Source organism: Xanthobacter sp. NM-59, assembly GCF_021401125.1.
Taxonomy (GTDB): Bacteria; Pseudomonadota; Alphaproteobacteria; order Rhizobiales; family Xanthobacteraceae; genus Xanthobacter.
Genome location: NZ_JACBFQ010000016.1, coordinates 20,613 through 46,649, shown reverse-complemented (window position 1 = coordinate 46,649; position 26,037 = coordinate 20,613). Strand labels below are relative to the sequence as shown.

Genomic DNA, 26,037 nt, shown 5'->3' with positions numbered 1-26,037 from the left:
TAGGGGACGCAAAGCCGGAGACACGGACAACCGCATCTCCGGCATTGCGGGGATCAGGCGGCGCGATCGAGCAGCTTCTTGGCCTTGCCTTCGAGCTCGAGCCGCGCGTCCTGGTGGGGCTTGTCGCGCGCGACGGCGGTGATGCCCTGGACGAAATCGAAGATGCTTTCCGGCGGGCGGCCTTCCTCGGCCAGCACCGCGTCGATGATTTTGCCCGTCTCGGCTTTCGAGAAGCCGCGGCGGCGCAGGAATTCGGTGCGCTCTTCGTCCTTGTGCGCGACGATGCGTTCGCGCGCCGCCTTGATGCCGGTGATGAACGGCTGCGGTGAGGAGTCCGCGAAGCTGAGCAAGGCCGGCGCCGCCTCATGGGCGAAGCGCGAAGCGGCGTATTTGGAATGGCGGATGGAGATCTCCTCGAAATCTTCGACGCCCCACAAATTGCGATTCTGGCACACGGCCCTGAGATAGAAGGACGCGATACCAAGGGTCTTGGCGCCCACTTCGCTGTTCCAGGCATAGAAGCCCCTGAAATAGAGATCGGGCGATCCATCCGCGAGCTTGCCGGCTTCGATCGGATTCAGATCGTCGACGAGGAAAAGGAAGACGTCGCGATCGGAAGCGTAGAGCGTCGTGGTGTCCTTGGTGATGTCGACGCGCGGATTATAGACGCCGGTCGACCAGTCGAGGACACCGGGCACTTTCCATCGGGTGTCGCCGGTGCCGTTGCCGGCGATGCGCTGCACGGCTTCAACCAGCTCGTGGTCGTAGATCCGGCCGTAATCAGGGCCGGTCACGGCGCGCAGCTCGACGCGGCCGTCGTCGGTCTCGAGGGTCTTGATCTGCTCGGCGCGGTGGGCGGTCAGCCCATATTGCAGGTTGATGCCGGCGAGCGCGGCGGGGAGCTGCCGCAGATAGGCGGCCGGCGCGCCGACCTGGCTCGCGAGCTGACCGAAACTCCAGTGCGTCGGAGCGATGGGCTTGTCGGCGCCTGGTAGGATCAGGGCAAGCCGTTCGGGATCGGTGCGGCTGGCTTCGACATGGATAAGCGCGGATTCGACAACGCGCGTTCGGCTGCGCTCGGTGCGCTCGCGGACGGTCCGGCCGAGTTCGGCGAGCGAGAGATAGCGCTCGTCGTCGGGTCGCGAGAACCACTCCGAGGAAACCCGACCGATGCGCTCGCCGCGGTTGATGTCCACCTTCCAGCCGCCACTCACGTCGCGCCGGGCATCGAGAACCTGCATGTTCATGGGATCAAACTCCATGACGGGCGCCGGAAGACTCTCTCCCGACCCTCAACCCGTCACGGAAATCCGGTCCACACTCTCACTCTAATGAGGGCGTTGCGGGGTCTCCCCGCAGAAGGGGTCGGCCGAGACCCTGGGCTCGGCCGCAGGGGAAGGCTTTCCCCTCCAGGCCCCCTCTCAATCGCTGGCCCTTCCAGTCGGTTTGGGGGAGATTGAAAACTGTCAGAAAACCGCATATATTTCTGACAGGAGAAGTGCCGTGCAACGACTGACCGAACAGATTCTGGCGCACACCGAGGGCTTGCCCGAGGGCGCTCCGATCGCGGCGAAGAGCCTGCTCCATCTCGGCAATCGCGCCGCGGTGGATCAAGCCTTGTCGCGACTGGCTGAACGTGGCCGGCTGATGCGTGCCGGGCGCGGCGTCTATCTGCGCCCGGTTTCGAGTCGGTTCGGCGTCCGCGCGCCCTCCGTCGAGAAGGCCGTCGAAGCCCTCGCGCTCCAGCGCGGCGAAACCATCGTGTCGAACGGTGCCGCGGCCGCTAACGCGCTCGGCCTCACGACACAGGTGCCGGTCCGGTCGGTCTATCTGACATCGGGCCGTAGCCGGACGATGAATCTGGGCCAGCAGGTCGTCGAGCTGCGGCATGCGCCGCGCTGGCAGTTGGCGCTGGCCGATCGGCCCGCCGGACAGGCGGTGCGAGCGCTCGCCTGGCTGGGGCCGGAAAAGGCAGAAGCCGCCTTGATGACGTTGAAGCGCAAGTTGCCGTCTTCCACGTTCGGCGAACTCGTCGCGGTCGCGCCCCAGCTACCGAGCTGGCTCGCCAGGACGGTCGGCAAAGTTGCATACGGCCGAAGGAGCCATTCTCAGGTGGGCGGCCTACCTATTTAGATTGTCCGAAATTTGTATATTTATTTCGGACAATCCACTTGGTTCGCGTCCGAAAAAGGACTACAATTTTCGGACATGAACACCGACTCGCCCGATCTGAAGAAAGCCATGCTCGAGCGCATCCGTGCGGATGCGCCACGCAAGGTCTGGACGCCCAGTGACTTCGTCGATCTCGCCTCGCGGGACGCGGTCGATAAGGCGTTGCAGCGGCTGACGAAGGTCGAAATCCTTAGGCGGATTGATCGTGGGCTCTACGATCAGCCTGGCTTCAACAAACTCACCCAGAAACCCAATCCGCCTGATCCGCGCTCAGTCATCGACGCCGTCGGGCGACGTGACCAAACCCGGATGCTTGTCGACGGCATGACCGCGGCGAACGATCTGGGCCTAACTGACGCCGTCCCCGCCAAAATCGTGGTGCACACCGACGCTCGGCGCCGCGCGATCAAGCTCGGCAACGTAACGATCACCTTCCGTCCAACCGCGGCCAGCAAGCTATTCTGGGCCGGACGACCAGCGATGCGCGTCGTCCAAGCGCTTCACTGGCTGCGCGATCTCCTGGTTCGTGAAGGAGAAAGTGATCAGGTTAGGCGCAAGCTCGCCAATCTTTTCGAAGATCCCACGGTGGGACCGCCCCTCAAAGCGGATCTCACTGCCGGTATGACAGCTCTTCCGACATGGATGTGGGTGTTTCTCAAGCCGCTCGTTGAAAGCGACGCCGGCGTTCGTCGTCGGCACGTCGATGATGATCGTGATGATGCTGATCATGATCGTCATCAACAAAGAACGGCGGACGATGCCGATGATCAGCGTCATGCTGCCGTCGCCCGGCCCAAGCGAAAGCCGCTCTCCCCGCAGAAGGCACAAACTGCCAAGCGCGGTGCAGCCCGGGCGGTGAAGACATGAATCCGGCTTTCGACGAGGTTCTCGCGGCCGGGTCGGACGCGATGTTGAGCGCCTTCGATACGACGGCGCTACGCCTCGGCACGGCGTCTCAGAATATCGAGAAGGACTTCTGGGTCTGCTGGACGCTGGATGCCTTGTTCAATGGCTTGAAAGAGGGCGGACCCCGCCTCCTCTTCAAAGGTGGAACCTCCCTGTCCAAAGGGTTTGGTTTGATCAATCGCTTCTCCGAAGACATTGATGTCACGGTGTTTCGGGACGACATCGGCGAGCCGGCGACCATCGAGGAGCTCGAAGCGCTGAGTAGCAAAAAGCGCCGGGCGCGCCTCGATGCGATCAAGGACGCCTGCCAAGCCTACATCAACGGCCCGCTGCGGGCTGAGTTGACGCAGATCCTGCAGGACCGGCTTCAGGCTGCCGGCCTCGATGCCGGCGCGGCCCGAGTGGAAGCCGATGACGCTGATCCCGACGGGCAGACGCTTCTGATCTGGTATCCCGCGGCGACGCCGCGATCGGATTATGTGCGGGCAGCGATCAAGATCGAGTCGGGCGCGAAATCCGCGCTCGATCCGAACAGCGAAGTGCCGATCAAACCCTATGTCGATGATGATCTGCCGGCGCTCGACCTGACCGTGCCGGCCGTCCGCACGGTCGATCCGGAACGTACCTTCTGGGACAAGGTTGTCATCCTCCATGGGCTGCGGCGCTGGTTCGACAAGCGCGGCGAGCTGCGCGGGGGCGGCCAACGCGTTTCCCGTCACTATTATGACCTGCACCAGCTCGCCGCGGCCCGCGTCGGCGCCGCCGCCATCGCTGATCCGGCGCTCGGTGCGGATTGCGTCGCGCACGCCCGGATGTTCTTCAATCGACCGGACTTCGATCTCGCGAGCGCTGCGCCTGGCTCGTTTGCACTCGCCCCGCATGACGCGATGATCGAGCAACTGCGCGTCGACTACAGGGCCATGCAGGGCATGATCTTTGGCGATCCACCGGATTTCGAGGCGGTGCTCGACAGCATCGGCTCGCTCGAGACGCGTCTCAACAAGAAGGGCGATACGGGAGGCGGGGCCGCGCGATGAACCAGTTGGAGGGAGCTTTCGACACCGGGCAAAAGGCAGACGCGCGTGGCGCGGGCGAAGCGATCGTAACCCCGCTGCGCAAACGCCGCCTCAGCGGCGAACTCTACGAGCGCGACCCGAAGATAGAAGCCCTCATCGCCGAATTGGCAGTCCTGCCGCGTGATGGCTTGATCGCCAGGGCGGAAATCACCAAGCGCTCGGACCCGGGCTACGTCCCGAGCGAATGTCTCGTTTACTTCATTCGCGCGAGCCGTCGCGACAACAACGAGGTGTGGTTCGAGCGCCTCTATCGGATCTTGACCGAACGGGTGCTGCGCAGTTTGCCCAGGGCGGAAAGCTCCGATGGAAAGACGGAATCGCTGACGCGCGAGGTCGTGCGCGACAAGGTGTTCGGCCGGTTCGTCGAGCTCCTTTCGGCGGACCGCGCCGCCTACGACGAAAAGGTCGACTACTACGAGGTGCGCTTCGATGGCGCGCTAGCGAGCCTGCGGCGCGATGCGCAGGAAAAGGCCTGGCGCGACGAAAACCGTTCCCAGCCCCTCGAATATGACGAGGAGAGCGGAGAGCTGTCACCGGAGGTCGAGGCGGCCGCAGGGACCCACGATCCCTTCGCCGTGTCGGATTTCGACGACCCGTCTTACCGGTCGCGCCTGGATGCAGCGATTGAAGCTCTACCGACAGAACTAAGCAGGATCATTCACATGTTGAGACAGGGCTTCCCCATCGACTCCAAGGAGCCGGACGTCATGACCATCGCCAAGGCTTTGTGCCGCTCCGAAAAGACCGTCCGAACCTACCGCGACAAGGCCTTCGCCGCCCTGCGAGCTGCCATGGCCGACGGAGACGAGCGGTGAGCCCCGGCGGCGGACGTCCATCCCGCGAGGCCGTGCTCGACGCGTTCGCGGTCGAAAGCGAGCCTGGCCGGTCGACCTTGGAACGCTATCTGCGGCTATATCCGGAATATGCCGGGGAGCTCATCGACCTCTCGCGCGAACTCAGCCGCGAGGCTTATGAAGATGCCGCACCCCTCTCTGCTGCCGATCGGGCGCTGATCGACGCTGCCTGGTCGCAACACGCGAAGGCTATGCCGGCGGCAGCAGCCGACCCTTTCGCGGCGCTGACGGTCGATGACTGGCGCGCCGTCGCGCAGCGTCTGGACGTGCCCCGGCAGGTCGTGACCGCACTGCGCGAACGGCGGGTCTCTCTCGTCAGTATCCCGCGACGCTTCCTGGCGATATTGGCGGATGCGATGCGCAGCTCTGTCGCACAGTTGGAGTCGTCCTGGGGGCCAGCGCACCTGATTGTCGCGCGCAGCTATAAGGCCGACAGCAAACCGGTGGCCGGCGAGCAGGTCACCTTCGAGCAAGTGCTGATCGATGCCGGCGTCCCGGCCGAGAAGCGCGCCCGGCTGTTGGCGGAGGCGGACTGACATGGACAGTGTGGAGCTCGCCAGGCAAGTCGCCGCCGAGCTTCACGCTCGCCTCGTTGCATCCGGCGCCGATCCCTGGTCGCCCTATGACTTTGCTGTCGCCGAGGCCAAGCGGCGGGGGATTGATGTCGAACGGACTGCCGCCGGCGCAGCCGTCCTCAATGGCGGCCGCGCGACTTTCGTCGCCGCCGACGATCTGATTCTTCACGAGAATATGGGCTCTCCGTTCGAGCAAGCTTTCCTCGTGGCGCATGAGATCGGCCATGTCGAGCTGGGCGACGATCCTGGTGGCGAAGCGGCGCCGATGATTGATCCGGCACGCCCGGCCGAGCCCTCACCAGTCGGAATGGATCGGGTTGTCGATTATGGACGCCGGCAACGCCGCGAAGTCCAGATGGACCTGTTCGCGCGCGAACTGCTGCTTCCGCGCACCGTCGCGCGGGCGCTCCATGTCGACCAAGGGCTCGCCGCGTCCGCCATCGCCGCGAAGCTCGGCGCGCCGTTCGAGGTCGTCGCGCAGCAGTTGTTCGATGCTTTGCTGCTGCCGCCCGTGCCTCCCGCCGCGACTGCGGCGCATGTCGAACGGCCGCTCAATCCGCTGCAAGCGGCCGCTGCGGCGCATCGCGGCGAAGCCTATCTGCTTGAGGCTGGGCCTGGCACCGGCAAGACGCAGACGCTGATCGCGCGCGTCGAGGGCCTTCTAGGCGAGGGGGTCGATCCACGGCGCATACTGCTGTTGACCTTTTCGAACAAGGCAGCGGGCGAGATGGCCGAGCGGATCGCGCGCAAGCGGCCCGAGGCTGCGGCCGCGATGTGGATCGGCACGTTCCATGCCTTCGGCCTCGATATCATCCGTCGTTTCCATGCGGAGCTCGGCCTGCCGAAGGACCCGCGGATGATGGACCGGACCGAAGCGGTCGAACTCCTTGAGGGGGAGTTCCCGCGGCTTAGGCTCGCGTACTACCGCAATCTTTACGATCCGACCCAGATCATTGCCGACATGTTGGCCGCCGTATCGCGGGCGAAGGATGAGGTGGTCGACGCCGAAACCTACGCCGCGCTCGCCGACGCCATGCTGGCGAAAGCCCAGGACTCGGATGCGCGCGAGGCGGCGGAACGCGCCGGCGAGGTTGCCCGCGTCTACGCGGCCTACGAACAGCTCAAGCGCAACGCGCATTGCATCGACTTCGGCGACCTTGTCGCCTTGCCGGTGCAACTGCTCGAAAAGGACGCGGCCATCTGCGCGGCGCTGCAGGCGCAATATGATCATGTCCTGGTGGATGAGTATCAGGACGTGAACCGCAGCAGCGTGCGGCTGCTGAGCGCGCTGCGGCCCGACGGCCGCAATCTCTGGATGGTCGGCGACGCCAAGCAGTCGATCTACCGGTTTCGCGGTGCCTCATCCTTCAACATAACCCGGTTCGGCAAGGAGGACTTCGCCGGTGGCAATCGCGGTCGATTGAAGCGTAATTATCGTTCGGTGCCGGAGATTGTCGCCAGCTTTTCCAGTTTCGCGATCACGATGCGCGCCGGCGATGCGGATAGTGGCCTCGACGCGGACCGCGACGCCAATGGACATAGGCCCGAGTTGCGCACGGTCCAGCGCGCCGAGCAGCAGCAGGTCGCCCTGGCCGACGCTATCGAGGAGCTGCGGCGTGACGGCTACGCCTATCGTGACCAGGCGGTCCTGTGCACCGGCAACGAAAAGCTGTCGACAATCGGGCAGGACCTGGAACGGCTCGGCGTGCCGGTCCTCTTCCTGGGAAGTCTGTTCGAGCGGGGTGAGGTCAAGGATCTCCTGGCTCTCCTCTCGATCCTGGTCGATCGGCGCGCCATGGGCCTGGTGCGCATTGCCTGCTGGCCAGACTTCGCCACCTCCTTTGCCGATGTGGTCGCGGTCTTCGACCATCTGCGGGCGGCCGAGCACGCGCCGGCGGGCTGGCTGCGGCATGGCGAGGCGATCCCCGGTTTGAGCGACAGGGGGCGGCAGACCGTTGCCAAGCTCGCGACTGCGCTCGATGGTTTCGATCAGACGGCCTCGCCCTGGACCGTGCTCGCGACGCTGTTGCTCGATCGCACACGCATCGCCGCGCGCCTGGGCGCGTCGGAGGATCTCGCCGACCGCACACGGGGCATCGCGATCTGGCAATTCCTCAACTTTGTGCGGGTACAACCGGCCGGACGCGGGCTGCCCATCACGCGCCTGCTCGATCGTGTGCGCAGGCTCGTGCGGCTCGGCGACGACCGCGACCTGCGCCAATTGCCGGCGGCCGCCCAGCATCTCGACGCCGTGCGGCTGATGACCATCCATGGCGCCAAGGGCCTAGAGTTCGGTGGCGTCCATATTCCTGGGCTTAACAGCGACACGATCCCACGCACGCCGCCGGCGCCGCCCTGTCCGGCGCCCGACGGGATGATCGCGGGGGCGGAGGGCAGTGCGCTGGAGGCGTTCCGCGCAGGTCAGGCCGAGGAGCAGGAGTGCCTATTTTACGTGGCGCAGTCGCGCGCCCGCGATCGCCTGATCCTTTATGCGCCGACCGAGAAGAGTAACGGCCACAACCGACCGCTTTCGCCATTCCTCGACCGTCTCGGGGCGACCTTAACACGCCGTTCGCTCGTGCCGGCACGGCCGCTTCCCGTGGCCGCGGAAGCTCGGGATATCGATTTGGTGGTCGACGGACGGCTGCGGTTAGGCGCCCCGCAGATCGCTCTTTATGAATCCTGCCCGCGTCGCTTCTTCTACACGCATGTCCTGCAGGTCGGCGGCCGGCGAACCGCGACCGCCTTCATGCATCTGCATGAGGCGGTTCGCGTGGTGGTCGAGGCGGTGATCGCGTCGGATGGACCCGTGTCCGAGCAGGCGCTGCAAGATCGCATCGATGCGGCGCTCGCCGGCGAGGGGCTCGGCGAGCACGGCTATCGCGCGGAATTCCGCGATCTGGCGCTGGCAATGCTGCGCTTCTTCCTGGCGAACCGCGCCGAAGCAGTCCCCGAAGCGCCGGTCGCGCTCAGCCTCAGTTTCGGCGGCGAGGAGATCATCGTTCGGCCGGACGAGGTGCTGGTGCGGCCGGACGGCATCCGCGCCGTGCGCCGCATTCGCACGGGTCACATGCGGTCGGCCGAGGGCAAGGATGTCGGCGCGGCGGCGCTGATGCTGGCGGTCAGGCAGTCCTTTCCCGGCGCGGTCGCAGAGCTCGTCCATCTTTCCGACGGCGAGGCACATGCGCTTGCCTTGTCCGATCGGGAGCTGAAGGGGCGCAAGGACAAGCTCGCAAAGTTACTCGGCGACATCCGCGCCGGACGGTTTCCGGCCGAGGTTTCGTCGCGCACCTGCCCGAACTGCCCGGCCTTCTTCATCTGCGGGCAGACCCCCGACGGCCCCTTGCAAAAAAAGTTCGTCTGACCTTACCGGTCGGCCTCCCTCGCTCCGATTGGACCCTTAGAGCCGCGGCGCTGCCTCGGCCGAACCTAAGGACCCAATCTTATGAACACCGAAGAACTTCTTGATTACGACGATCTCGGCAACGCCCTGCGCGAAGGCCGGGCGTTGCGTCCGGCGCGGGGGTATCGCTTTCTCCTCGCGCAGGGCGATCTCAACTTCCAGTCCCGTGTGGTGAGCGATCCCGTGCCGCTCGGCCGCCAGTTGCTGGAAGCCGCGGCACTCGACCCGCGGGACGGTTACAGCCTCATCGCGATCCTGCCCTCGGGCGATTTCGAGGATGTGAGGCTCAACGAGCCGTTCGACCTGCGTGAGCGCGGCGCCGAGCGGTTCATCGCCTTCCAGACCGACCGCGACTTCAAGCTGACCCTCAACGACCACGAGCTGCTCTGGGGCAAGCCGGTCATCAGCGGCACGGTGCTCTACGGCCTCGCCAAGCCCGGCGAGGGGGAGGCCGTCTTCCTCGAGGTTCCCGGCGGTGAAGATCGCCTGATCGAGCATGGCGAGCTGATCGATCTGGTCCAGCCCGGCATCGAGCGGTTCATCACCGCGCGGCTGACGTTCGAGATCATCGTCAATTCGCGGCCGCGCACGGTGAACGCCCGCACGGTGACGTTCGAACAGATCGTCCAGCTCGCCTTCCCGGGCCAGCACGAACCCAACGTCGTCTTCTCGATGACCTATCGGCACGCGGCGTCGACGCCGCCCGCCGGTGAGCTCGGGGTTGGCGGCTCCGTCGACGTCAAGAAGAAGGGCACGGTGTTCAATGTCACGCGCACTGTTCAGTCGTAATCCGGACCTCAAGCGGCTGCGGGACGAAGGCTACTTCGTCCAGCAGCAGGGCGGGTATCTCGTTATGCGCGAGGTGCCGTATGTCGATGCGCGCCGGGAGGTGCGCATCGGCACCCTCATCTCCAGCCTCACGCTGGCCGGAGATCAGACGCGCCCGCCCGACACCCATGTCATCCACTGGGACGGCGATTTCCCGTGCCACGCCGACGGCAGGCCCATCCAGGGCATCTCGCATGCGGCCGGCGCCTTCGATCTCGGCCACGGCCTGAAGGCGACGCACAGCTTCTCCAGCAAGCCAGACGGCGGCTACTCGGACTACCACCACAAGATGACGAGCTACGCGAATATCCTCGCGGGCCCGGCCGCAGTGCTGAAGTCCGGCGCGACGCCTCGCACCTTCCGCGAACCGGAAGAGGAGGAGGACAGCGTCTTCAACTATGTCGAGACCGCCTCCGACCGTGTCGGGATCGGCGTCCTGACCGAGCGACTCGTCAACGAGCGGGTCGCCATCATCGGCGTCGGGGGGACCGGCGGCTACATCCTGGATTTCGTCGCCAAGACGCCTGTCCGGGAAATCCGGCTGTTCGACAGCGACGAGTTCCTGACCCATAACGCGTTTCGCGCGCCGGGCGCTCCGAGCCTGGAGGAATTGCGGGAAGCGCCCAAGAAGGTCGAATACCTGAAGCGCATCTACAGCCGGATGCACCGGAACATCGTGGCGCACGATGTCGCGCTCGGCGTCGACAACATTCACCTTCTCGACGGCGTCACCTTCGCGTTCCTGTCCCTCGATGCGGGTGACGCTAAGCGGCTGATCGTAGAGAAGCTCGAGGCGATCGGCGCCGCGTTCGTCGATGTTGGCATGGGGCTCGAGCTCGACGAGGGGTCGCTGGGCGGCATCCTGCGCGTCACCGCCAGTACGCCGGAGAAGCGCGATCACGCGCGGCAGCGCATTTCCTTCGTCGGCGGCGGCGCCAAGGACATCTACGCCTCCAACATCCAGGTCGCGGATCTCAACGCCCTGAATGCTGTCCTCGCGGTCGTCAAGTGGAAGAAGATTCGCGGCTTCTACCGCGACCTCGAGCGCGAGCATCACTGCACCTACACCACCGACGGCAACATGCTGATCAACGGGGATCTCGCGTGATACGGCACAAGCGACTCGAACATCGTTTCGTCGAACACATCCCTGAGCGCCTTGAGGCAGGCATTCTCTATGTTTCGATGGAATATGCCACATCAGCCCACAGCTGCTGCTGCGGTTGCGGCGAGGAGGTCGTCGCCCCCTTCACGCCGACGGACTGGAAGATGACGTTCGATGGCGAGACCGTCTCCCTTCGGCCGTCGATCGGCAATTGGACGCTGAAATGCCGGTCACACTATGTGATCGACCGCGGCAAGGTGATCGAGGCCGGCCCCTGGAGTGACGAGCAGGTCGAAGCCGAGCGTCGTCGTGATCGCGCTGCCAAAGCGCGCTTCTACGGGCAGACGCCAGCGATCGAACTTGCCGTTCAGCCCGCTCCCGTCAAGGCGGCTCCCGGCTTCTGGCGCCGCGCCTGGCGTTGGCTATCTGGCAGATCGTGACGATAGGCCCGACGGCAGGTTGCCGTCGGGCTATCCAGCTTCGGAACGCAGCGCAGCCCTAAGAAACAAATCAAGAACATATATCAGGAGCTTACACGGTCTTCGCTGAAATCCTTGTGCAAGGAATGACCGACACACCATATATTGATGTTAGGCATGGGGCGATCTCCTAGCACGTGCGCGTCTCCACTCATGGTGGTGGGGACGTGGGCGAGCTTCTTGCGACCTCCTCCGGTGCCTGGCGAGGACAGATAGGCATCGAGAAGGAGCGTGGAGAATGGATGCTACCGAATTCAAGCCCGGCGATCTTGTGCGGGTGAAGTCAGGCGGGCCGATCATGACGGTCGAGCAGGTCGGGAAGACGGCCATGCTGGAGGAGGATGCCGTCTGGTGTGTCTGGTTCGAGAAGGTGGGCAACAAGCAAGTCGCGCGGAAAGACACGTTCGCGCCGGTCGTGCTGGAGAAAGCTGAGAAGCCACGAGCCGCGTTCTCCGTCGGCGTCGTTCGGGCGTAGCGTGGTGCCTCATGCCGTTTCGCGGCCTGTTCATCGGCATCGACCGTTATAGCTCGACCGGCATTGATGAGCTGACCTGCGCGCGTCGCGACGCGACGGCGCTGGAGGCACTGTTCTTCGACACGCTGGGCGGCAGCACAGTCTTGCTGGCAGATGCGGAGGCCACGCGGCAGCGGATTGAGGACGCATTTGCCGACCTGGCCGGCTGCGGCCCCGAGGATACGGTGGTGATCGCGTTCTCCGGCCATGGGTCGGAGACACATGAGCTCGTCACCCACGACGCGAATCCAGATGATCTCGCTGGCTCCGCGATCCCGCTCGAGCTGTTGCAGGAATGGTTCTCGCGGATACCGGCAAAGCGCCTGATCCTGTTCCTCGACTGTTGTTTTTCCGGCGGCATTGGGGCGAAGGTTCTGCACGTCGATGCGAAGCCGCGCAGCCTTTTGTCCGCCGAAGCGCGCCTGGCTCAGCTTGGCGGCGCTGGTCGGATCATCTTCACCGCCTCCGCAGCGACCGAGCCCGCCTATGAGCACCGCCGGTTCGGGCACGGCTTTCTGACCCACTTTCTGCTTGAGGCCCTATGTGGCGCCGAGGAAGTCGTGAGCGGCGGCAAGCTCTCGCTCTACCGCCTCCTCGAGCATGTCACGAGCCGCGTCCGGGCGGCCGCGCTGCAGGGCGGCAAAGAGCAGAACCCGACCATGCGCGGGAGCATCGACGGCGATGTCGCGTGGCCCGTGTTCGTGCCGGGCGCTAAGTATCGGGCGGCCTTCCCGGCGCGTCTGCCTGCCAAGGTGACGTCCGATCTTGCCAGCCTCTCGTCGGCCGGTTTCCCCGACGCGCTTGTCACCGCCTGGGCTGGAGCGATCCCGTCCTTGAATGCGCTTCAGATCTCCGCCATCACCGACTTCGGCGTGCTGGACGGCGAGAACCTGGTGGTGTCGGCCCCGACATCCTCGGGCAAGACGATGGTGGGCGAGCTCGCGGCGCTCCGGAACGTGCTGGATCGCAAACGGGCTTTGTTTCTGCTGCCGCTTAAGGCCCTTGTGGCAGACAAGCGGCGGCACTTCGAGAGCGTCTATGGCGGTTTCGGGGTCCGCACGGTGGAAGCGACGGGCGAGACGGACGACATCGCGCCTCTGCTGCGGGGCCAATACGATGTCGGTCTCCTGACCTATGAGAAGTTCGCCGCGATCGCGCTGACATTCCCTCATGTGCTGGCGCAGGTCGGCGCGATCGTGATCGACGAAGCGCAGATGATCGCCGACCGTGGCCGCGGCGCGAATCTGGAGTTCATTTTGACGCTCATCCGGATGCGCCGGCGTGAGGGGATCGAGCCCCAACTGATCGCGCTTTCGGCTGTGATCGGGGACACGAACGGCCTTGAGCAATGGCTCGGCGCGCGGCTCTTGCGGCGCACGGAGCGGCCCGTTCCGCTTGAGGAGGGCTTGTTGCTCGGCACCGGGCATTTCCGCTTTCTTGACCCGGAGAATGGCAATGAGCAGGTTGAGGGGCCGCTCGTTCGGCGTCTTGTCGGCGGCAAAGGATCCAGCCAGGATTGGATCATCCCGCTGGTGCGCAAGCTTGTCGCCGAAGGCCAGCAGGTGATCGTGTTTCGCGAAACCAAGGGCGAAGCCCGCGGCTGCGCCAACTATCTCGCAGAGTCGCTCGGATTGCCTCCGGCTGCCGAGGCGCTGACGCAGATGCCCGGCGGCGATCCCTCGCAGGCCAGCGCCGACTTGCGGAGCGCGCTGGGGCGCGGCGTCGCTTTCCACAACTCGGATCTCGACCGCGAAGAGCGGCGCGTCATCGAGGAAGAATTTCGCCGTAGCGGCTCGGGCCTGCGCGTCATCGCAGCCACGACGACGCTGGCGATGGGCGTGAACACGCCCGCGTCATCAGTCATCATCGCCGGCTTGAATCATCCCGGCGACGAGCCCTATTCGGTAGCCGAATACAAAAACCTAGTCGGTCGCGCGGGAAGGCTTGGCTTCGCCGAGAAGGGAGCTTCGTATCTGCTGGCGCTCGATCCGCGCGCCGAGCATGATCTGTGGTCTCGATACGTGACCGCGGAGCCGGAAGACTTGGTGTCCCGCTTCCTCGACGGTACAACCAACCCACGCTCCCTGATTATCCGCGTCCTAGTCGCGGCACAACGAGCGGCCGGCGAAGGCGTGCCGAGCGAGGAGATTGTCGAATTTCTGGAATCGAGCTTCGGCGCGTTCCAGGCCCGGCGCGCCCATAGCGCGTGGCAGTGGAGCCGGCCGGATCTGCTTTCGGCCCTAGCGGATTTGGAACGCCACGGCCTGGTGCAGAAGAACGCTACAGGCGCGTATGAATTGACCAAGCTGGGCCGTCTCGCTGGAGAAAGCGCGGCAGAGGTCGGGTCCATCGTCGCGCTCGTAGATTGCCTCGGCTCGCTTCAGCCCCAAGAAATCAGCGATCCCGTCCTGATTGCCGCAGCTCAAACGACGGTCGAGGTCGATCAACTCCATTTTCCGATCAACCGAAAAAGCACGCAGAAAGAGCCTCAGCTATGGCCCAACGAGCTGCAGAGGCAGAATGTGCCGTGGCGCGTCCTGAACGCGCTTCAGCGCGGGACAACAGAAGATCATCAGGCGACCCTGCGTGCGAAGAAGGCGGTCGCTTGTCTTTTGTTCGTGTCCGGTCGCGCCATGAGCGAGATCGAGCGCGTACTGACGCAGTTCGGCGGTGCGTTTGGCGGCGCCGCCGGCCCGATACGCGCGGTCGCAGCGCGGACTTGCGATCTGATGCCGGTCGCGGCTCGCGTCGCCGAGATCCTGCACCCCACGCTCGATCTTGGTGACCGTGTGAGACGTCTGGCGATCCGGTTGACGTATGGCGTGCCCAGCGCCGCCGTCGACCTTGCCCAATTCGCTGGAGCCGATTTGCTGCGGGGCGACTATTGCCGCTTGGCCGCCGCACAGCTCTGTGAGCCCGAACAGATCGACGCCGCAACTGATGACCAAATTCTGGCATGCGTGGACAAGGACAGGCGCAAGCTTGCACTTGTCCGCGATGCGGCGAAGCGCGTTGCCAAGCGTCGGGCCGAAGCGGTAGCGCCTTCCGCCCCGATCCTTGAAGCATATGTGCCCTAAATTGCGCGCAACGGGGGCATGAGGCGATTGCGTCAGATGCCCCCCTCTGCGAGACGTTCCTGCCTCATAAGGTCTCCAATGCTGGCGGAGCCAATGCGGCAGCGCGCGATCAAGCGGTCGAACGAGACAACGCGCCGCTACGGCCGCGCTCGGTGTGCAGGAGTGTCAGGATGGTCTGCCGGGTCGGAGCAAATGACCTGGTCGCCGGTGGCGCCGAACCGAAGATCATCGATTTCTTCAAAAAGCTTTTTCGACTGCATCGTGTGCGGCAATGAATTGCTCGCCGACCAGTGGCTGATCGCAAGCCTCAAGCTGCCAAGCGACGCTCCCCGTCCTCGGCTTCGTTCCCCGGCTCTCCCACCGCTTTGGTCAGGAAGAGGTCAAGCGCAGCTCGACGGGAATCACGATCCAATGCGTAGGCGGTCTGTTTGAATTCGATCCCCTCGAGTAGCCCTTGGATGTAACCGGATATCGTGTCGGCGGCCATGATGAGCGCCGTGTCGAGCGTGTGAATATATTTGCTCGTCACCGAGCCCTTGGAGTGGCCGACCAGCGCGGCGATCGTCACCTCGGTGAAGCCGAGATCGTTGGCGATGCTGGCAAAGCTGTGACGCAGGACGTGTGGGGTGACGCCGGCGAGCGGGCTGTCTTTGAAAATCTGCTCCCAATGGTTCGGGAAGCTGCCGAACGCATTGTCCTCGCCCTGACCGGGGAAGACATAAGTGCCCGCAGCGGTCTTGCGCCGCTCCTCCAGATACTCGACGACGGGCAGCCCGATAGGACGAATGGACTCGCCTTCCTTGCTGTCTACTAGTCGCATGCAGCTCGCGTCGATGTCCGCCTCGATCCACATTAGCGAGATCATTTCTGAGCGGCGGCAGCCGGTGAGCGCGATCTGGCGGATGATGTCCACGGTCATGGCGTATTTTTCGTTCGCTGCGGCCTCGCGAAGCATTTGCCCGAGAGTGCGGTACTCCGCCTCTGTGAGGCGACGATTCCGAACATTGTCCTTGGGCTTCTTGATACCGTGCGCGGGATTGGTCTCGATGATCCCAGCATCGACGGCGTAGGTGAGGATGCCGCCCAATAGCCCGACGGTGCGCGTGGCGGTGCCGGCACCGCCACGAACGATGGCCTTTCCACGCAGCTTCTTCGTCTTGACGGCAACGCGCGTCTTGCCAGCCATGATGTCCTTCAAGACTTTGTTGATGTCGGCCTTGGTGAGATCCTTGACCCGGCGAGCGCCGACCAGCGGGATGATGTGCCGCTCAATACGGCCAGTGTCGGTGATGATCGTGGTCGGCTTCTTCGGTCGCCCGCCCTTACCCAGGATGAGGCCTGCGTTCAGATCAGCGGTATAGAGGGCGCAAAGCTCCTTGACCGTGATGGCCTTGTGATCGAGCTGACGTTCCTCGGAAGGGTTGTCGCCGCGCGCGACGCGCCCCAGTTGGACCTTCGCTTCTTGCCGGGCGGTCTCTGGCGTCCACACGCCATGTAGGCCGATGGTGTAGCGTCGCGTGCGTCCGGCAGAGCGATATTGAATGAGGTAGCTGCGCTTGCCGGAGGCGAACACGCGGAGGCCAAAGCCGGGCAGTTCGTCGTCCCAGATGAAATAGTCTTTCTCGCGGACATCGGCAGCGTCCACGATCCGCTTGGTCAGCTTTGCCATGAGGCGTTCCCCTCGCTAGTGAGGGGCTGCTTCCGCGGAAGCACCACGGAAGCAACCGGATGGATATTGGAGCGAAATTCTGGATAGACAGTTCGGCGCGGAAATCCGAATTGTCTAGCGACTTCAGTTATATATCGCATTGTAGCGTGCCCTATCGTGCATATCGGATAGGCAGGCTAAATTGCTCCGAAGGCGGAGGCCACACGTTCGAATCGTGTCGGGTGCGCCATTTCAACTAAAGATTGTATCGGCGTTTGAGTGGCGGGCGCACGTTTTTGTCCTCGTGCTGAAAGCTGATTGGCCGCCTTGGCAGGGTCGTAAAGCGGCTCCTATCTGCATGCGGATCCCGCCTTCTTCGAAATTCGACAGCATATGAGACGCGCGGCTTGGCGACGCTGACTCCCACGGTCTCTTGCGTGCCACGAGATCGGTAGACTCCCTATGCCTCGCCGCGGCGATCAGGGTCTCCCTTTACAGATACTGGGACAGCGTCCGTCTTTCATCCCGCCGCCTAGCCGTCGCCTTCACTTCCCGCTTGTTGGCGATCGATCCGAACACGCCCTGCGACGGATGCGTCGTGCAAGGGGGGCGCTATCCCGCCGTTCTGAACCATGGGCGCAGCAACCGCAGCAGGCGCCGTGTCTCCGCTTCCAACGGGACTGTGCTTCAGGATTTGTCGAGCCCAACGATTGGGCCGAAGGGAGCAACTCGGTTTGCAGGGGCAAAGATGACCCAAAGCCGATACTCGGAACGTCTGGTCTTCGGCACTAACCTACGCAAGGCTCCCCCTCAGGACGGACCCACCGCTGCATGGATGTTGGATGTGACGTCGGTCGGCCCGTCTCGTCCAAGCGTAACGCGGATGGGGTGATCCGCAGGCCCGTCCTCAAGAGCGAAGAGCAGCGGCATCACCGGCAGCGCGCCCCCGTCCAGAGTGGCGGACACAACACCCCGGCTCACCCCCTGCGGATTTTCTACGGTGATGCGATATCGCGCGGTGCCGTGGCGGATCGTCAGCTCGAAGCCCGGCCAGTCTCGCGGAATGCAGGGATCAAGACGGAGCATGCCCGCCTCCTTGCGCAGCCCGAGGATGCTCTCGATCCCCGCCCGCTGCATCCAGCCGGCCGAGCCTGTGTACCAGGTCCAACCGCCGCGGCCGGTGTGGGGCGGCTCAGCATAGATGTCGGCGGCGAGCACATAGGGCTCCACTTTGTAGCGCACGACGTCAGAGCGCGTTCGCGCGTGATTGATGGGATTGAGCATGGAGAACAGGGTCCCCGCTTTGTTGCCTTCGCCAAGTGCCGCGAACGCCATTACGGACCACAGGGCTGCATGGGTGTACTGGCCACCATTCTCGCGGATGCCCGGCGGATAGCCTTTGATGTAACCGGGATCGAGCGCCGTCCTGTCGAACGGAGGCGTGAACAGCAGCGCCAGCTCTTCCTCCGGCCGGATCAACTCCCGCTCCACCGCCGCCATAGCGCGGACCGCCCGCGCGGGATCACACGCGCCCGACAGCACCGCCCAGGACTGCGCGATGGAGTCGATGCGGCATTCCTCGCTTATGGCCGAGCCGAGCGGTGTGCCATCGTCGAAGAAGGCGCGGCGATACCAGTCGCCGTCCCACGCCGTGCCGTCGAGCGCGGCGCCAAGCCCCTCCGCATGGGTCCGCCACCGGCCCGCTCGCAGATCGTCTCCTCTTGCCTCGGCCAATGGGGCGAACGCCGTGAGGGCCGCGTGCAGGAACCAGGCGAGCCATACGCTCTCGCCCGCGCCGTCCTCGCCCACCCGGTTCATGCCGTCGTTCCAGTCGCCTGTACCCATGAGCGGCAGGCCGTGGCCGCCCAGCGCGAGGCTCTGGTCCAGCGCGCGGGCGCAGTGCTCGAACAGGGATCCGGACTCATCGGAGACGGTGGGCGGGAAGAAGGCTTCGTGCTCGCCAGCAGCGAGCCTCTGGCCTTCCAGGAACGGCACCCTTTCGTCCAGCACCCCCGCGTCGCCGCTCACCTTCACATAGTGGGCGGTGGCATAGGCGAGCCAGGCGCGATCGTCGGAAATGCGGGTGCGCACGCCCCGGCCGGAATGGGGCAGCCACCAATGCTGCACGTCGCCTTCCACGAACTGCCGCGCGGCCGCCCGCAGAAGGTGGGCGCGCGTCATGTCGGGGCGCAGCGCGGCCAGCGCCATGCCGTCCTGGAGCTGGTCGCGGAAGCCGTAGGCGCCGCTCGCCTGATAGAAGGCGGAGCGCGCCCAGACCCGGCAAGCCAGCGACTGATAGAGCAGCCAGCCGTTCAGCATGATGTCCATGGCGCGGTCGGGCGTGCGCACCTCGACGGCGCCGAGGAGATCGTCCCAACCCGCGGTCACTTCCGCGAGGACCGCGTCGAGGTCGGCGGCCCGGAACCGGGCGATCAGCGCGCGGGCCTCCGGCGCATCGGCTCCTTCTCCGAGGAAGACGACGATCTCCGCGCTGGCGTTCGGGCGCAGCTCCAGCGTGGTGCGGATGGCTCCGCAGGGATCGAGGCCGGCGCCCACCAGCCCGGAGAGCGGGGCCGCCCGCCTGAGCGCGGCCGGGTCCGCGAGGATGCCGTTTCGCCCGATGAATTCGCGGCGGTCGCCCGTCCAATCGGTCTGGCGTCCGCCCATGTCGAGGAAGGCGACGCGCGCTCCGAAATCACCGTTCCAGGAATTGCGGGCGAACAACGCGCCGGTCTCGCTGTCGATGGCCGTCGCTACAAAGGGGGCCGTGGCGGAGCGCGAGGGGCCGAGCACCCATTCCACATAGGCGGTAAGCGAGAGCCGTCGCGGCCGGTTGGTCTGATTGCGTAGCGTGAGGCGGGAGATCTTGATGGCCCCCTCGGCCGGCACATACTGGACGAGCTCGCTCGCGATGCCGTGGGCCGCATGGGAGAAAGCGCTGTAGCCCCGGCCGTGGCGGGCCACATAGGTGGCCGCCTCGTCGCGCATGGGCGCGGCGGTGGGCGTCCAGACGGCGCCGGTCTCGTCGTCGCGCAGGTAGAACGCTTCGCCGGTGCGGTCGGTGACGGGATCGTTCGACCAGGGCGTGATGAGGTTTTCACGGCTGTTCTGGGACCAGGTGAAGCCGCTGCCTTCGGTTGCCGCCTGAAAGCCGAATGCGGGATTGGCTACGACGTTGATCCACGGCGCCGGCGTGGACCGGCCCGGGCCCAACACCGTCACATAGTCCCGCCCGTCGTCGGCGAAGCCGCCGAGCCCGTTGAAGAATTCTAGCTCTGGCGCAGGCGGCGGCGGCTCCGGCGCGGCGGCGGGGGGCTTGGGAAACGTGTTGGCGGTGGCCTCCGTGTCGCTGATCCGATCCAACTGCTCCGCGAGGCTGCCGCGCTGGGCGACCAGCACGATGCGGGCGATGGAGGAGAGAAGCGATCCCGTTTCCGACGGGATCAGATCGGCCCGCAGCACGAACACCTGCCCGACAGGCCCGTTCCGCCCGACGTGCGGCTGCGACCCGCTGGTGCGGACGAGGGTTTCGAGCGCGATCTGAAGATCCTGCACATAGGACGATTGGCGCTCGTTCAGGATCACCAGGTCCACCGCCAGCTGCTTCATGCGCCAATATTCGTGCGCCTTCAGCAGCTCATGGGCGACATCCACATTGTCGAGGTCGGAAATGCGCAGCAGAACGATGGGCAGATCGCCGGAAATGCTCTGGGCCCAGAGGCTCGATTGCGGACCGCCGCCGCGCAGGATCGTGTCCGATGCGGGGCGCAGCGTCGGCGCCGCGTAGAGCGCGTAGCCGGCGAGCCGCTGATATGTGGCCGCATCGCTCGCCGTGATGCCCAGATGGTAGAGCTCGACCTGCGTTGAGTCCAGGCGAGGGTTGCCGCGCGGCCATAGGCGGCCGTGTCGCGATGCTTGTCGATGCCGTCCAGCAGCGCGTCACGGGTGGACGTGGCCACGGTCCAGAACGCGATCCGCGCCATGCCGCCTGGCTCGATCCGGACGCGCCGGCGCAGCGCGAAGATGGGGTCCAGCACCGTGCCCGTCGTGTTCGAGAGCGGGCGCCCGTCGATTATCGCGATGGGGGTGCGCACACCATGGCCCCGCCCCAGGAAACGGGCCCGGTCGGTCTCGATCTCCGACGCGCCCACGGCTTCGCCTTCCAGCACGCTGAAATGGGCGGCCCAGATTTCCGGCTCGCTCGGCGCGCGCCGCCGGCGCGTGGCGAGGATCGCGCCGGTGTCGGCGCGGTACTCCGTCTCGACGAACAGTTTGGAGAAGGCGGCATGGGCGATGTCGGAGGCCTGGGGCGCCAGCACCAGCTCGGCGTAGGAGGTGATCTCCAGCTCCCGCGCGCGGTTGCCCGTGTTGGAGAAGGTGACGCGACGCACCTCCGCGTCGTCCTCGGCGGAGACCAGCACATCCAGCGTGGTCTCCAGCGTGCCGTCGCGGCGGATGAACTCCGCACGGTCCTCGTGAAAGGTTACCTGGTAGGCGGCGGGCTCGACGCCGCTAGGTTGGAAGCCGCAAGACCATACCTCCCCGCTGCGCACGTCGCGCACGAAGATGTAGGAGCCGAAATCGTCGCAGGTCGTGTCCTCGCGCCAGCGGGTGACGGCGAACTCGCCCCAGCGGCTGTAGCCGGAGCCGGCGGCGGTGAGCATGGTGGCGTAGCGCCCGTTGGAGAGCAAGTGCGTGGCGGGGGTCGCCTGCCGGGCCGAGGTGAAGGCGCGCGCGGCGGGCGGCTCCAGGTCGCGGGCGCGGGCGGCCGATCGCCCTTCCGCCGACCAGGGGCGCACCACCGCCACGTCGCGGGGCGTGCGCTCCTGCAGCAGCAGTTCTGTCGCCTGGATCATGGGCTCGGCATGGAAGCGCGCGCGCATGGCGCCGCCCATCAGCGTGTCGGCGACGGCGACGATGGTCATGCCCTGGTGATGCGCCATGAAGGCCTTCACCACGGCATGGCTCTCGTCCGCCGGGATGTGGCTCGCGGTGTAGTCAAGGGCCTCGTAGAAGCCGTAGCGGCCACGGGCGCCGGCCTCGCGGAGCCGGGCGAGATTGGCGCAGGCGGCCACCGGGTCGGCCATGGCGGCGAGCGCGGTCGCGTAGGGCGCGACCACTAGGTTGTCGCCGAGCCCGCGCTTCAGCCCGAGGCCGGGGACGCCGAAATTGGAATATTGGTAGGTCAGCTCCAGGTTGCGGGCGTTGTAGGCGGATTCGGAGATCCCCCACGGCACCCGCATGCCGGCCGCGTAGTCGATCTGCCGGCGCACCACGAGCCGGTTGGTCTGGTCGAGCAGGCTGCCGGCCGGCGCGCGCATGATCAGCGACGGCATCAGGTACTCGAACATGGAGCCCGACCAGGAGATTAGCGCGGCGCCGTGGGCGATGGGCGTCACCGAGCGTCCCAGGCGGAACCAGTGCCGGGCCGGGACATCGCCCTTGGCGATGGCGAAGAAGCTGGCGAGCCGGGCCTCCGAGGCGAGAAGATCGTAGCAGCTGGGATCGAGCGTGCCCTCCGCCACCAGATAGCCGATGGACAGGAGAGTGCGGTCGCGGTCCAGCAGGAAGCCGAATTCCATCTCAAGCGCCATAGATCGGGCGATGTCTTCGAGCGCGGCGAGGCGGGCGGCCAGCTGCGGGCTGACCTCCGCTCCATCCGCCAGATCGCGGCGGTGGCTGGCGATTGCATCCAGGCTCGCCTGCGCCCAGAACAGCATATCCGAGCCCGCCGCGTCCCCGCGTTCGGTGGCCAGGGCACGGGCGATATCCATCATGGTGTCCGCGTCGGCGGCGAGATCGGAGAGCCGGCGGGACAGGTCCTCGCCCGGCAGAAAGACCCGGCGCGCGGCGTCGGCGAGGGCGGCGAGGGCTTCCCCCAACTGGGGAAGGGTCACGGTCTGGGTGCGACGGCCGTCGGCAAGAAGGCCGGCCTCCTCACGGGCCAGGTCCAGCGCGTCGGCGATGCCGGCGAGGCGTTGGGGGATCGGCAGCGCGGACGCCGTCCAGCCGCGCAGCGCGTTGGCGATGGCGATGAGGTGCCCGGCGAGGTTTCCGCTGTCGACGGTGGAGACGTATTTCGGGTCGAGGGCGCGCAGGTCGCTGGTGTCGTACCAATTGTAGAAATGGCCACGAAAGCGGGCGAGGCCGGCCATGGTGGCAAAGGTCGCCGCCAGCCGGTCCACGGCCGCGCCCGTGCCCAGCCATCCGAAATCGCGGGCGCTGGCAACCGAGAGAAGATAGAGGCCCATGTTGGTGGGCGATGTCCGGTGCGCCAGCACCGGCGCTGGGTCTTCCTGGAAGTTGTCCGGCGGCAGGTGATGGTCTGACGCCGTCACGAAAGTCTCGAAGAAGCTCCAGGTGCGCCGCGCGGTCAGGCGCAGGGTGCGGGCCTCCATCTCAGACATCTGCAGGCGGCCCGCCGGATGGGGCGAGCGGCTGACGAAGCGCGCCACGGCGGGAGATGCGGCCCACGCCGCGGCGAACAGGGCCGCCAGCGGCCACGCGCCCCGTCCGGCGAGGATCGCGACGATCATCGCCGTCACGGCGATGACCAGAGCGCCGGCCATCCGGCGATAGGAACCGGCAAGGTCGGGGCGTCGGGCAAGGCTCGCCTGCGCGGCGGGCACCCATTCCAAGAGGTGCTTACGGGTGACCATCAGCCGCCAGAGCGTGCGAGCGATGGCATCGCCCATCAGCCATGCTTCATGGGCGAGGAACACCACCGTGAGCGCGGATTGCAGCGCCGCCAGGCGCAGATCCCCCAGGAGCGCCCGCAGATGGCTTGCCACGGCGATGCCGCGCTGCCGGGGCACGATGGCGGCGAGGACCGGAATGAGATTGGGCAGGGTAAGGGTGAACAGCACGACGACGGTCCAAAACAGCGCGGCGGCAAAGGGTAGCGTCCAGCCGGCAGCGAGGGCGGCGACGGCCAGAGGCGCGGACAAAGATCGGCGCAGATTGTCGAGCATCTTCCAGCGCCCCATGACGGGGATGGCGCCGAAGCCATGGGTGGCGTCGGGGCGCTGGGGACCTCGCCCGAAAATCCAGGGCAGAAGCTGCCAGTCGCCGCGGGCCCAGCGATGGCGCCTCAGGGCGCTGACGTCGTAGCGGGCGGGAAACTCCTCCACCACCTCCACATCGGAGGCGAGGCCAGCGCGGGCGAACACCCCCTCGAAGAGGTCATGGCTGAGCAGGGCCGAATCCGGCACGCGCCCGTCCAGGGAGGCCTCGAACGCGTCCACGTCATAGATGCCCTTGCCGGCGTAGGAGCCTTCGCCGGACAGGTCCTGATAGACGTCGGACACGGCCGAGCCGTACGGGTCGATGCCGCTCATGGAGGAGAAGGTGCGCTGGAACAGCGAGCCTTCCGCGCCCATGGGCAGCGATGGCGTCACGCGCGGCTGGAGCACGCCATAGCCCTCCACCACCCGGCCTGACGCCGCATCGAAGCTGGGCCGGTTGAGCGGGTGCGCCATCTTGCCGATGAGCCGGCGGACCGTGTCGCGCGGCAGCCGGGTATCCGCGTCCAGCGTCACCACATAGCGCACGTCTTCCGGCAGCTTCGGCGGGCATCCGGCGATGTTCATGAAGGTGGTGTCGGAGGCACCGCGCAGGAGGCGGTTCAGCTCATGCAGCTTGCCGCGCTTGCGCTCCCAGCCGATCCAGCGCGCCTCGCCTGCATTCCACACCCGCCGACGGTGCAGCAGGGCGAACCGGGCGCCGCCCGGCGCGGGCCCATAACGCGCGTTGAGGCGAGCGATCCCTGCCGCGGCCAGGGCGACCAGAGCGTCGTCGCCGTCCGCATGCTCGGTCTGGGTATCGGTCCAGTCGGACAGGAGCGCGAAATGAAGGTCGCCTTCGGGGCTGGCGAGGTGATGGATCTCCAGCCGCTCAATATTTTCTTCGATGGATGCGGGGTTCGTCAGCAGCGTGGGCACTGCCACCAGAGTGCGCAGATGCGAGGGAACGCCATCGCGCAGCTCCAGAGCCGGCAGGGCCGTCGCCCCGAAACCGAAGCTCATGGCGCGATTGACCAGCGCAACCGCGGCGTCGATTGCCGGAACGGCCCCGAGCAGGCCAAGCAGAACGAGCTGCGCCGCGCCGAGGCCGGCGGCTGCGAGCGCCAGCAGTGGCAGGGCCAGGAGCGCCGCTGCCGCGATGGCGATGGCGCCCACATAGCCGCCGACGCCGAAGGCCCGGTTCAGTCGGGTGGAAATGTTGCCCATGGGCAGGCGAAATCCGACCTGACGTTCGAATGCGCGACGACCGCCTCCGATCAGGTGGTAGCCGGGCTCGCTGTCGCGCCGGAGCCCCTCCTGGTCGCAGAGCACGCCGCAAGCCCGCTCGGTTGCGGCAATGGCCTCGCGGGCGATCTCAAGCTCGGTGCGGCCTGATCCGCGCGCCAACTGCTCGATGGCGTCGCGGTAGAGATTGCGGGTTGGAAAATCCATCTCCTCAAAGGCGCTTCCGCCGGCCAGCATGGCGTGCACGAGGCTGGTGCGCTCGAACATGTCCTGCCAGTCCAGGTCGGAGATCAGCCGCAGGCTGGTGATGATGTTGCGGATGGTCACGTTCGCCGCGCCCTGGCCGCGGTGCACCTCGCGTACCACCGTATCGGCAGTCGTATGCTGCGCTGTCAGGCGCTGATCGAGCCAGACAAGGGCCGGCGTGATCCCTGGGTCCTGGTCGCGCAGCCGGTGGACCAATTGGACGGCGAAGGCGTCCGCCAGCCGTCCTTGCTCGTAATTGGCGAGCACGGTTGCGACGGGTCCGCCGGGCGTCCCGCCGGCACCCAGCAGCCGATCGGCCACGGCATCTGCCTCGCGCCGGGCGATACGGTCGTCGACAATCGCCTGGGCCAGTCGCCGGAGATTCTCGATGAGAACGATCCGCAAGGTGATGGAGACTGCCCAAAGCTCGCCGATGGTCAGCGGCTGGATCTCCTGGTAGGCCTCAAGGTAGCGCGACAGCATCCCGGGATCGAAGCGGCTGTCGGTATGGGCCACGAACGCCCATGCCACCCCGAACACGCGCGGATATCCAACGAACGGCCCGCCGGCGAGCTTGGGCAGCTGGCGATAGAAGCCCGGCGGCAGATCGGAGCGGATCTCCCGAATCTGCCTTTCCACCAGATGATAATTGTCGATCAACCATTCCGCAGAAGGGGTGATGGCACCGCCTTCGGCGACGGCCGCAGCGATGGCGCGATAGGCCGCCAGCAGGACGGCGCCATTGTCGGCGAGGCGAACCGAGAGCGCATGCCCCTTGGCGAGCCGAGGCTCCACCGTCTGGGCTGCCGCCAGGCTGCGGGCGTGCTCTTCGAGCCGCTCCACACCGAACAGCTCCTCACGGACGGGTTGGTCATTCCAAGGGGATGAGGCGGGCGCGCGCCCGATGG

15 protein-coding genes are annotated in these 26,037 nt (G+C 66.0%); 11 read left to right on the top strand and 4 right to left on the bottom strand.

Annotation, left to right across the window (positions count from 1 at the left end; all coding sequences use genetic code 11):
- Nucleotides 1-53 precede the first annotated feature (53 nt).
- The gene (locus L0966_RS21115; protein WP_024338475.1) at nt 54-1,247 is read right to left on the bottom strand and encodes a hypothetical protein; all 1,194 of its coding nucleotides are present in this window, start codon (nt 1,245-1,247) and stop codon (nt 54-56) included.
- Nucleotides 1,248-1,503: 256 nt separating this feature from the next.
- Here L0966_RS21115 and L0966_RS21110 point away from each other — a divergent pair, with 256 nt between their 5' ends.
- From L0966_RS21110 to L0966_RS21060, 11 genes are all read left to right on the top strand, one after another.
- The gene (locus tag L0966_RS21110) at nt 1,504-2,133 is read left to right on the top strand and encodes a DUF6088 family protein (protein WP_006023614.1); all 630 of its coding nucleotides are present in this window, start codon (nt 1,504-1,506) and stop codon (nt 2,131-2,133) included.
- Nucleotides 2,134-2,208: 75 nt separating this feature from the next.
- A complete protein-coding gene (locus L0966_RS21105) occupies nt 2,209-3,039 on the top strand; it encodes a DUF6088 family protein (protein WP_006023613.1) in 831 nt (276 codons plus the stop codon).
- Nucleotides 3,036-4,115: a nucleotidyl transferase AbiEii/AbiGii toxin family protein gene (locus L0966_RS21100; RefSeq protein WP_006023612.1), complete on the top strand. Its 1,080-nt coding sequence runs from the start codon at nt 3,036-3,038 to the stop codon at nt 4,113-4,115. Before L0966_RS21105 ends, L0966_RS21100 begins: the two co-directional genes overlap by 4 nt.
- Nucleotides 4,112-4,969 (top strand): DNA-binding response regulator, encoded by an 858-nt coding sequence (locus L0966_RS21095; RefSeq protein ID WP_234054054.1) that lies wholly within the window; start codon nt 4,112-4,114, stop codon nt 4,967-4,969. Before L0966_RS21100 ends, L0966_RS21095 begins: the two co-directional genes overlap by 4 nt.
- The gene (locus L0966_RS21090) at nt 4,966-5,544 is read left to right on the top strand and encodes a hypothetical protein (protein WP_234055166.1); all 579 of its coding nucleotides are present in this window, start codon (nt 4,966-4,968) and stop codon (nt 5,542-5,544) included. Before L0966_RS21095 ends, L0966_RS21090 begins: the two co-directional genes overlap by 4 nt.
- A 1-nt stretch (nt 5,545) precedes the next feature.
- The gene (locus tag L0966_RS21085; RefSeq protein ID WP_234054052.1) at nt 5,546-8,947 is read left to right on the top strand and encodes a UvrD-helicase domain-containing protein; all 3,402 of its coding nucleotides are present in this window, start codon (nt 5,546-5,548) and stop codon (nt 8,945-8,947) included.
- A gap of 81 nt (nt 8,948-9,028) precedes the next feature.
- Nucleotides 9,029-9,775 (top strand): multiubiquitin domain-containing protein, encoded by a 747-nt coding sequence (locus L0966_RS21080; RefSeq protein ID WP_006023608.1) that lies wholly within the window; start codon nt 9,029-9,031, stop codon nt 9,773-9,775.
- Nucleotides 9,750-10,922, top strand: coding sequence for a ThiF family adenylyltransferase (locus L0966_RS21075; RefSeq protein WP_006023607.1), 1,173 nt, complete (start codon nt 9,750-9,752; stop codon nt 10,920-10,922). Before L0966_RS21080 ends, L0966_RS21075 begins: the two co-directional genes overlap by 26 nt.
- Complete coding sequence (locus L0966_RS21070) at nt 10,919-11,359, top strand: DUF6527 family protein (RefSeq protein WP_234054051.1); 441 nt, start codon at nt 10,919-10,921, stop codon at nt 11,357-11,359. Before L0966_RS21075 ends, L0966_RS21070 begins: the two co-directional genes overlap by 4 nt.
- A gap of 277 nt (nt 11,360-11,636) precedes the next feature.
- Nucleotides 11,637-11,873, top strand: a complete 237-nt coding sequence (locus tag L0966_RS21065; RefSeq protein WP_006023605.1) for a DUF2158 domain-containing protein — start codon at nt 11,637-11,639, stop codon at nt 11,871-11,873.
- 11 nt (nt 11,874-11,884) lie between these two features.
- The gene (locus L0966_RS21060; protein WP_234054050.1) at nt 11,885-14,989 is read left to right on the top strand and encodes a DEAD/DEAH box helicase; all 3,105 of its coding nucleotides are present in this window, start codon (nt 11,885-11,887) and stop codon (nt 14,987-14,989) included.
- A gap of 307 nt (nt 14,990-15,296) precedes the next feature.
- On the opposite strand, the gene L0966_RS21055 is transcribed toward L0966_RS21060, so the two are convergent.
- The 3 genes from L0966_RS21055 to L0966_RS22605 all read right to left on the bottom strand — a co-directional run bounded on the left by L0966_RS21055 (nt 15,297) and on the right by L0966_RS22605 (nt 25,972).
- Nucleotides 15,297-16,658 (bottom strand): site-specific integrase, encoded by a 1,362-nt coding sequence (locus L0966_RS21055; RefSeq protein WP_234054049.1) that lies wholly within the window; start codon nt 16,656-16,658, stop codon nt 15,297-15,299.
- Between the two features lie 789 nt (nt 16,659-17,447).
- Entirely contained in the window at nt 17,448-20,291 is a 2,844-nt protein-coding gene (locus L0966_RS21050) for a GH36-type glycosyl hydrolase domain-containing protein (protein WP_234054048.1), read from the bottom strand.
- A complete protein-coding gene (locus L0966_RS22605; protein WP_234054047.1) occupies nt 20,267-25,972 on the bottom strand; it encodes a glucoamylase family protein in 5,706 nt (1,901 codons plus the stop codon). The genes L0966_RS21050 and L0966_RS22605 overlap by 25 nt, the downstream gene beginning before the upstream one ends.
- Nucleotides 25,973-26,037 lie beyond the last annotated feature (65 nt).

Excerpts from the sequence above, each read along its gene's own strand:
- L0966_RS21055 (WP_234054049.1), bottom strand. The coding sequence starts at position 16,658 with ATGGCAAAGCTGACCAAGCGGATCGTGGACGCTGCCGATGTCCGCGAG.
- L0966_RS21095 (WP_234054054.1), top strand. The coding sequence starts at position 4,112 with ATGAACCAGTTGGAGGGAGCTTTCGACACCGGGCAAAAGGCAGACGCG.
- L0966_RS21065 (WP_006023605.1), top strand. The coding sequence starts at position 11,637 with ATGGATGCTACCGAATTCAAGCCCGGCGATCTTGTGCGGGTGAAGTCA.
- L0966_RS21085 (WP_234054052.1), top strand. The coding sequence starts at position 5,546 with ATGGACAGTGTGGAGCTCGCCAGGCAAGTCGCCGCCGAGCTTCACGCT.
- L0966_RS21060 (WP_234054050.1), top strand. The coding sequence starts at position 11,885 with ATGCCGTTTCGCGGCCTGTTCATCGGCATCGACCGTTATAGCTCGACC.
- L0966_RS21100 (WP_006023612.1), top strand. The coding sequence starts at position 3,036 with ATGAATCCGGCTTTCGACGAGGTTCTCGCGGCCGGGTCGGACGCGATG.
- L0966_RS21080 (WP_006023608.1), top strand. The coding sequence starts at position 9,029 with ATGAACACCGAAGAACTTCTTGATTACGACGATCTCGGCAACGCCCTG.
- L0966_RS21105 (WP_006023613.1), top strand. The coding sequence starts at position 2,209 with ATGAACACCGACTCGCCCGATCTGAAGAAAGCCATGCTCGAGCGCATC.
- L0966_RS21115 (WP_024338475.1), bottom strand. The coding sequence starts at position 1,247 with ATGAACATGCAGGTTCTCGATGCCCGGCGCGACGTGAGTGGCGGCTGG.
- L0966_RS21075 (WP_006023607.1), top strand. The coding sequence starts at position 9,750 with ATGTCACGCGCACTGTTCAGTCGTAATCCGGACCTCAAGCGGCTGCGG.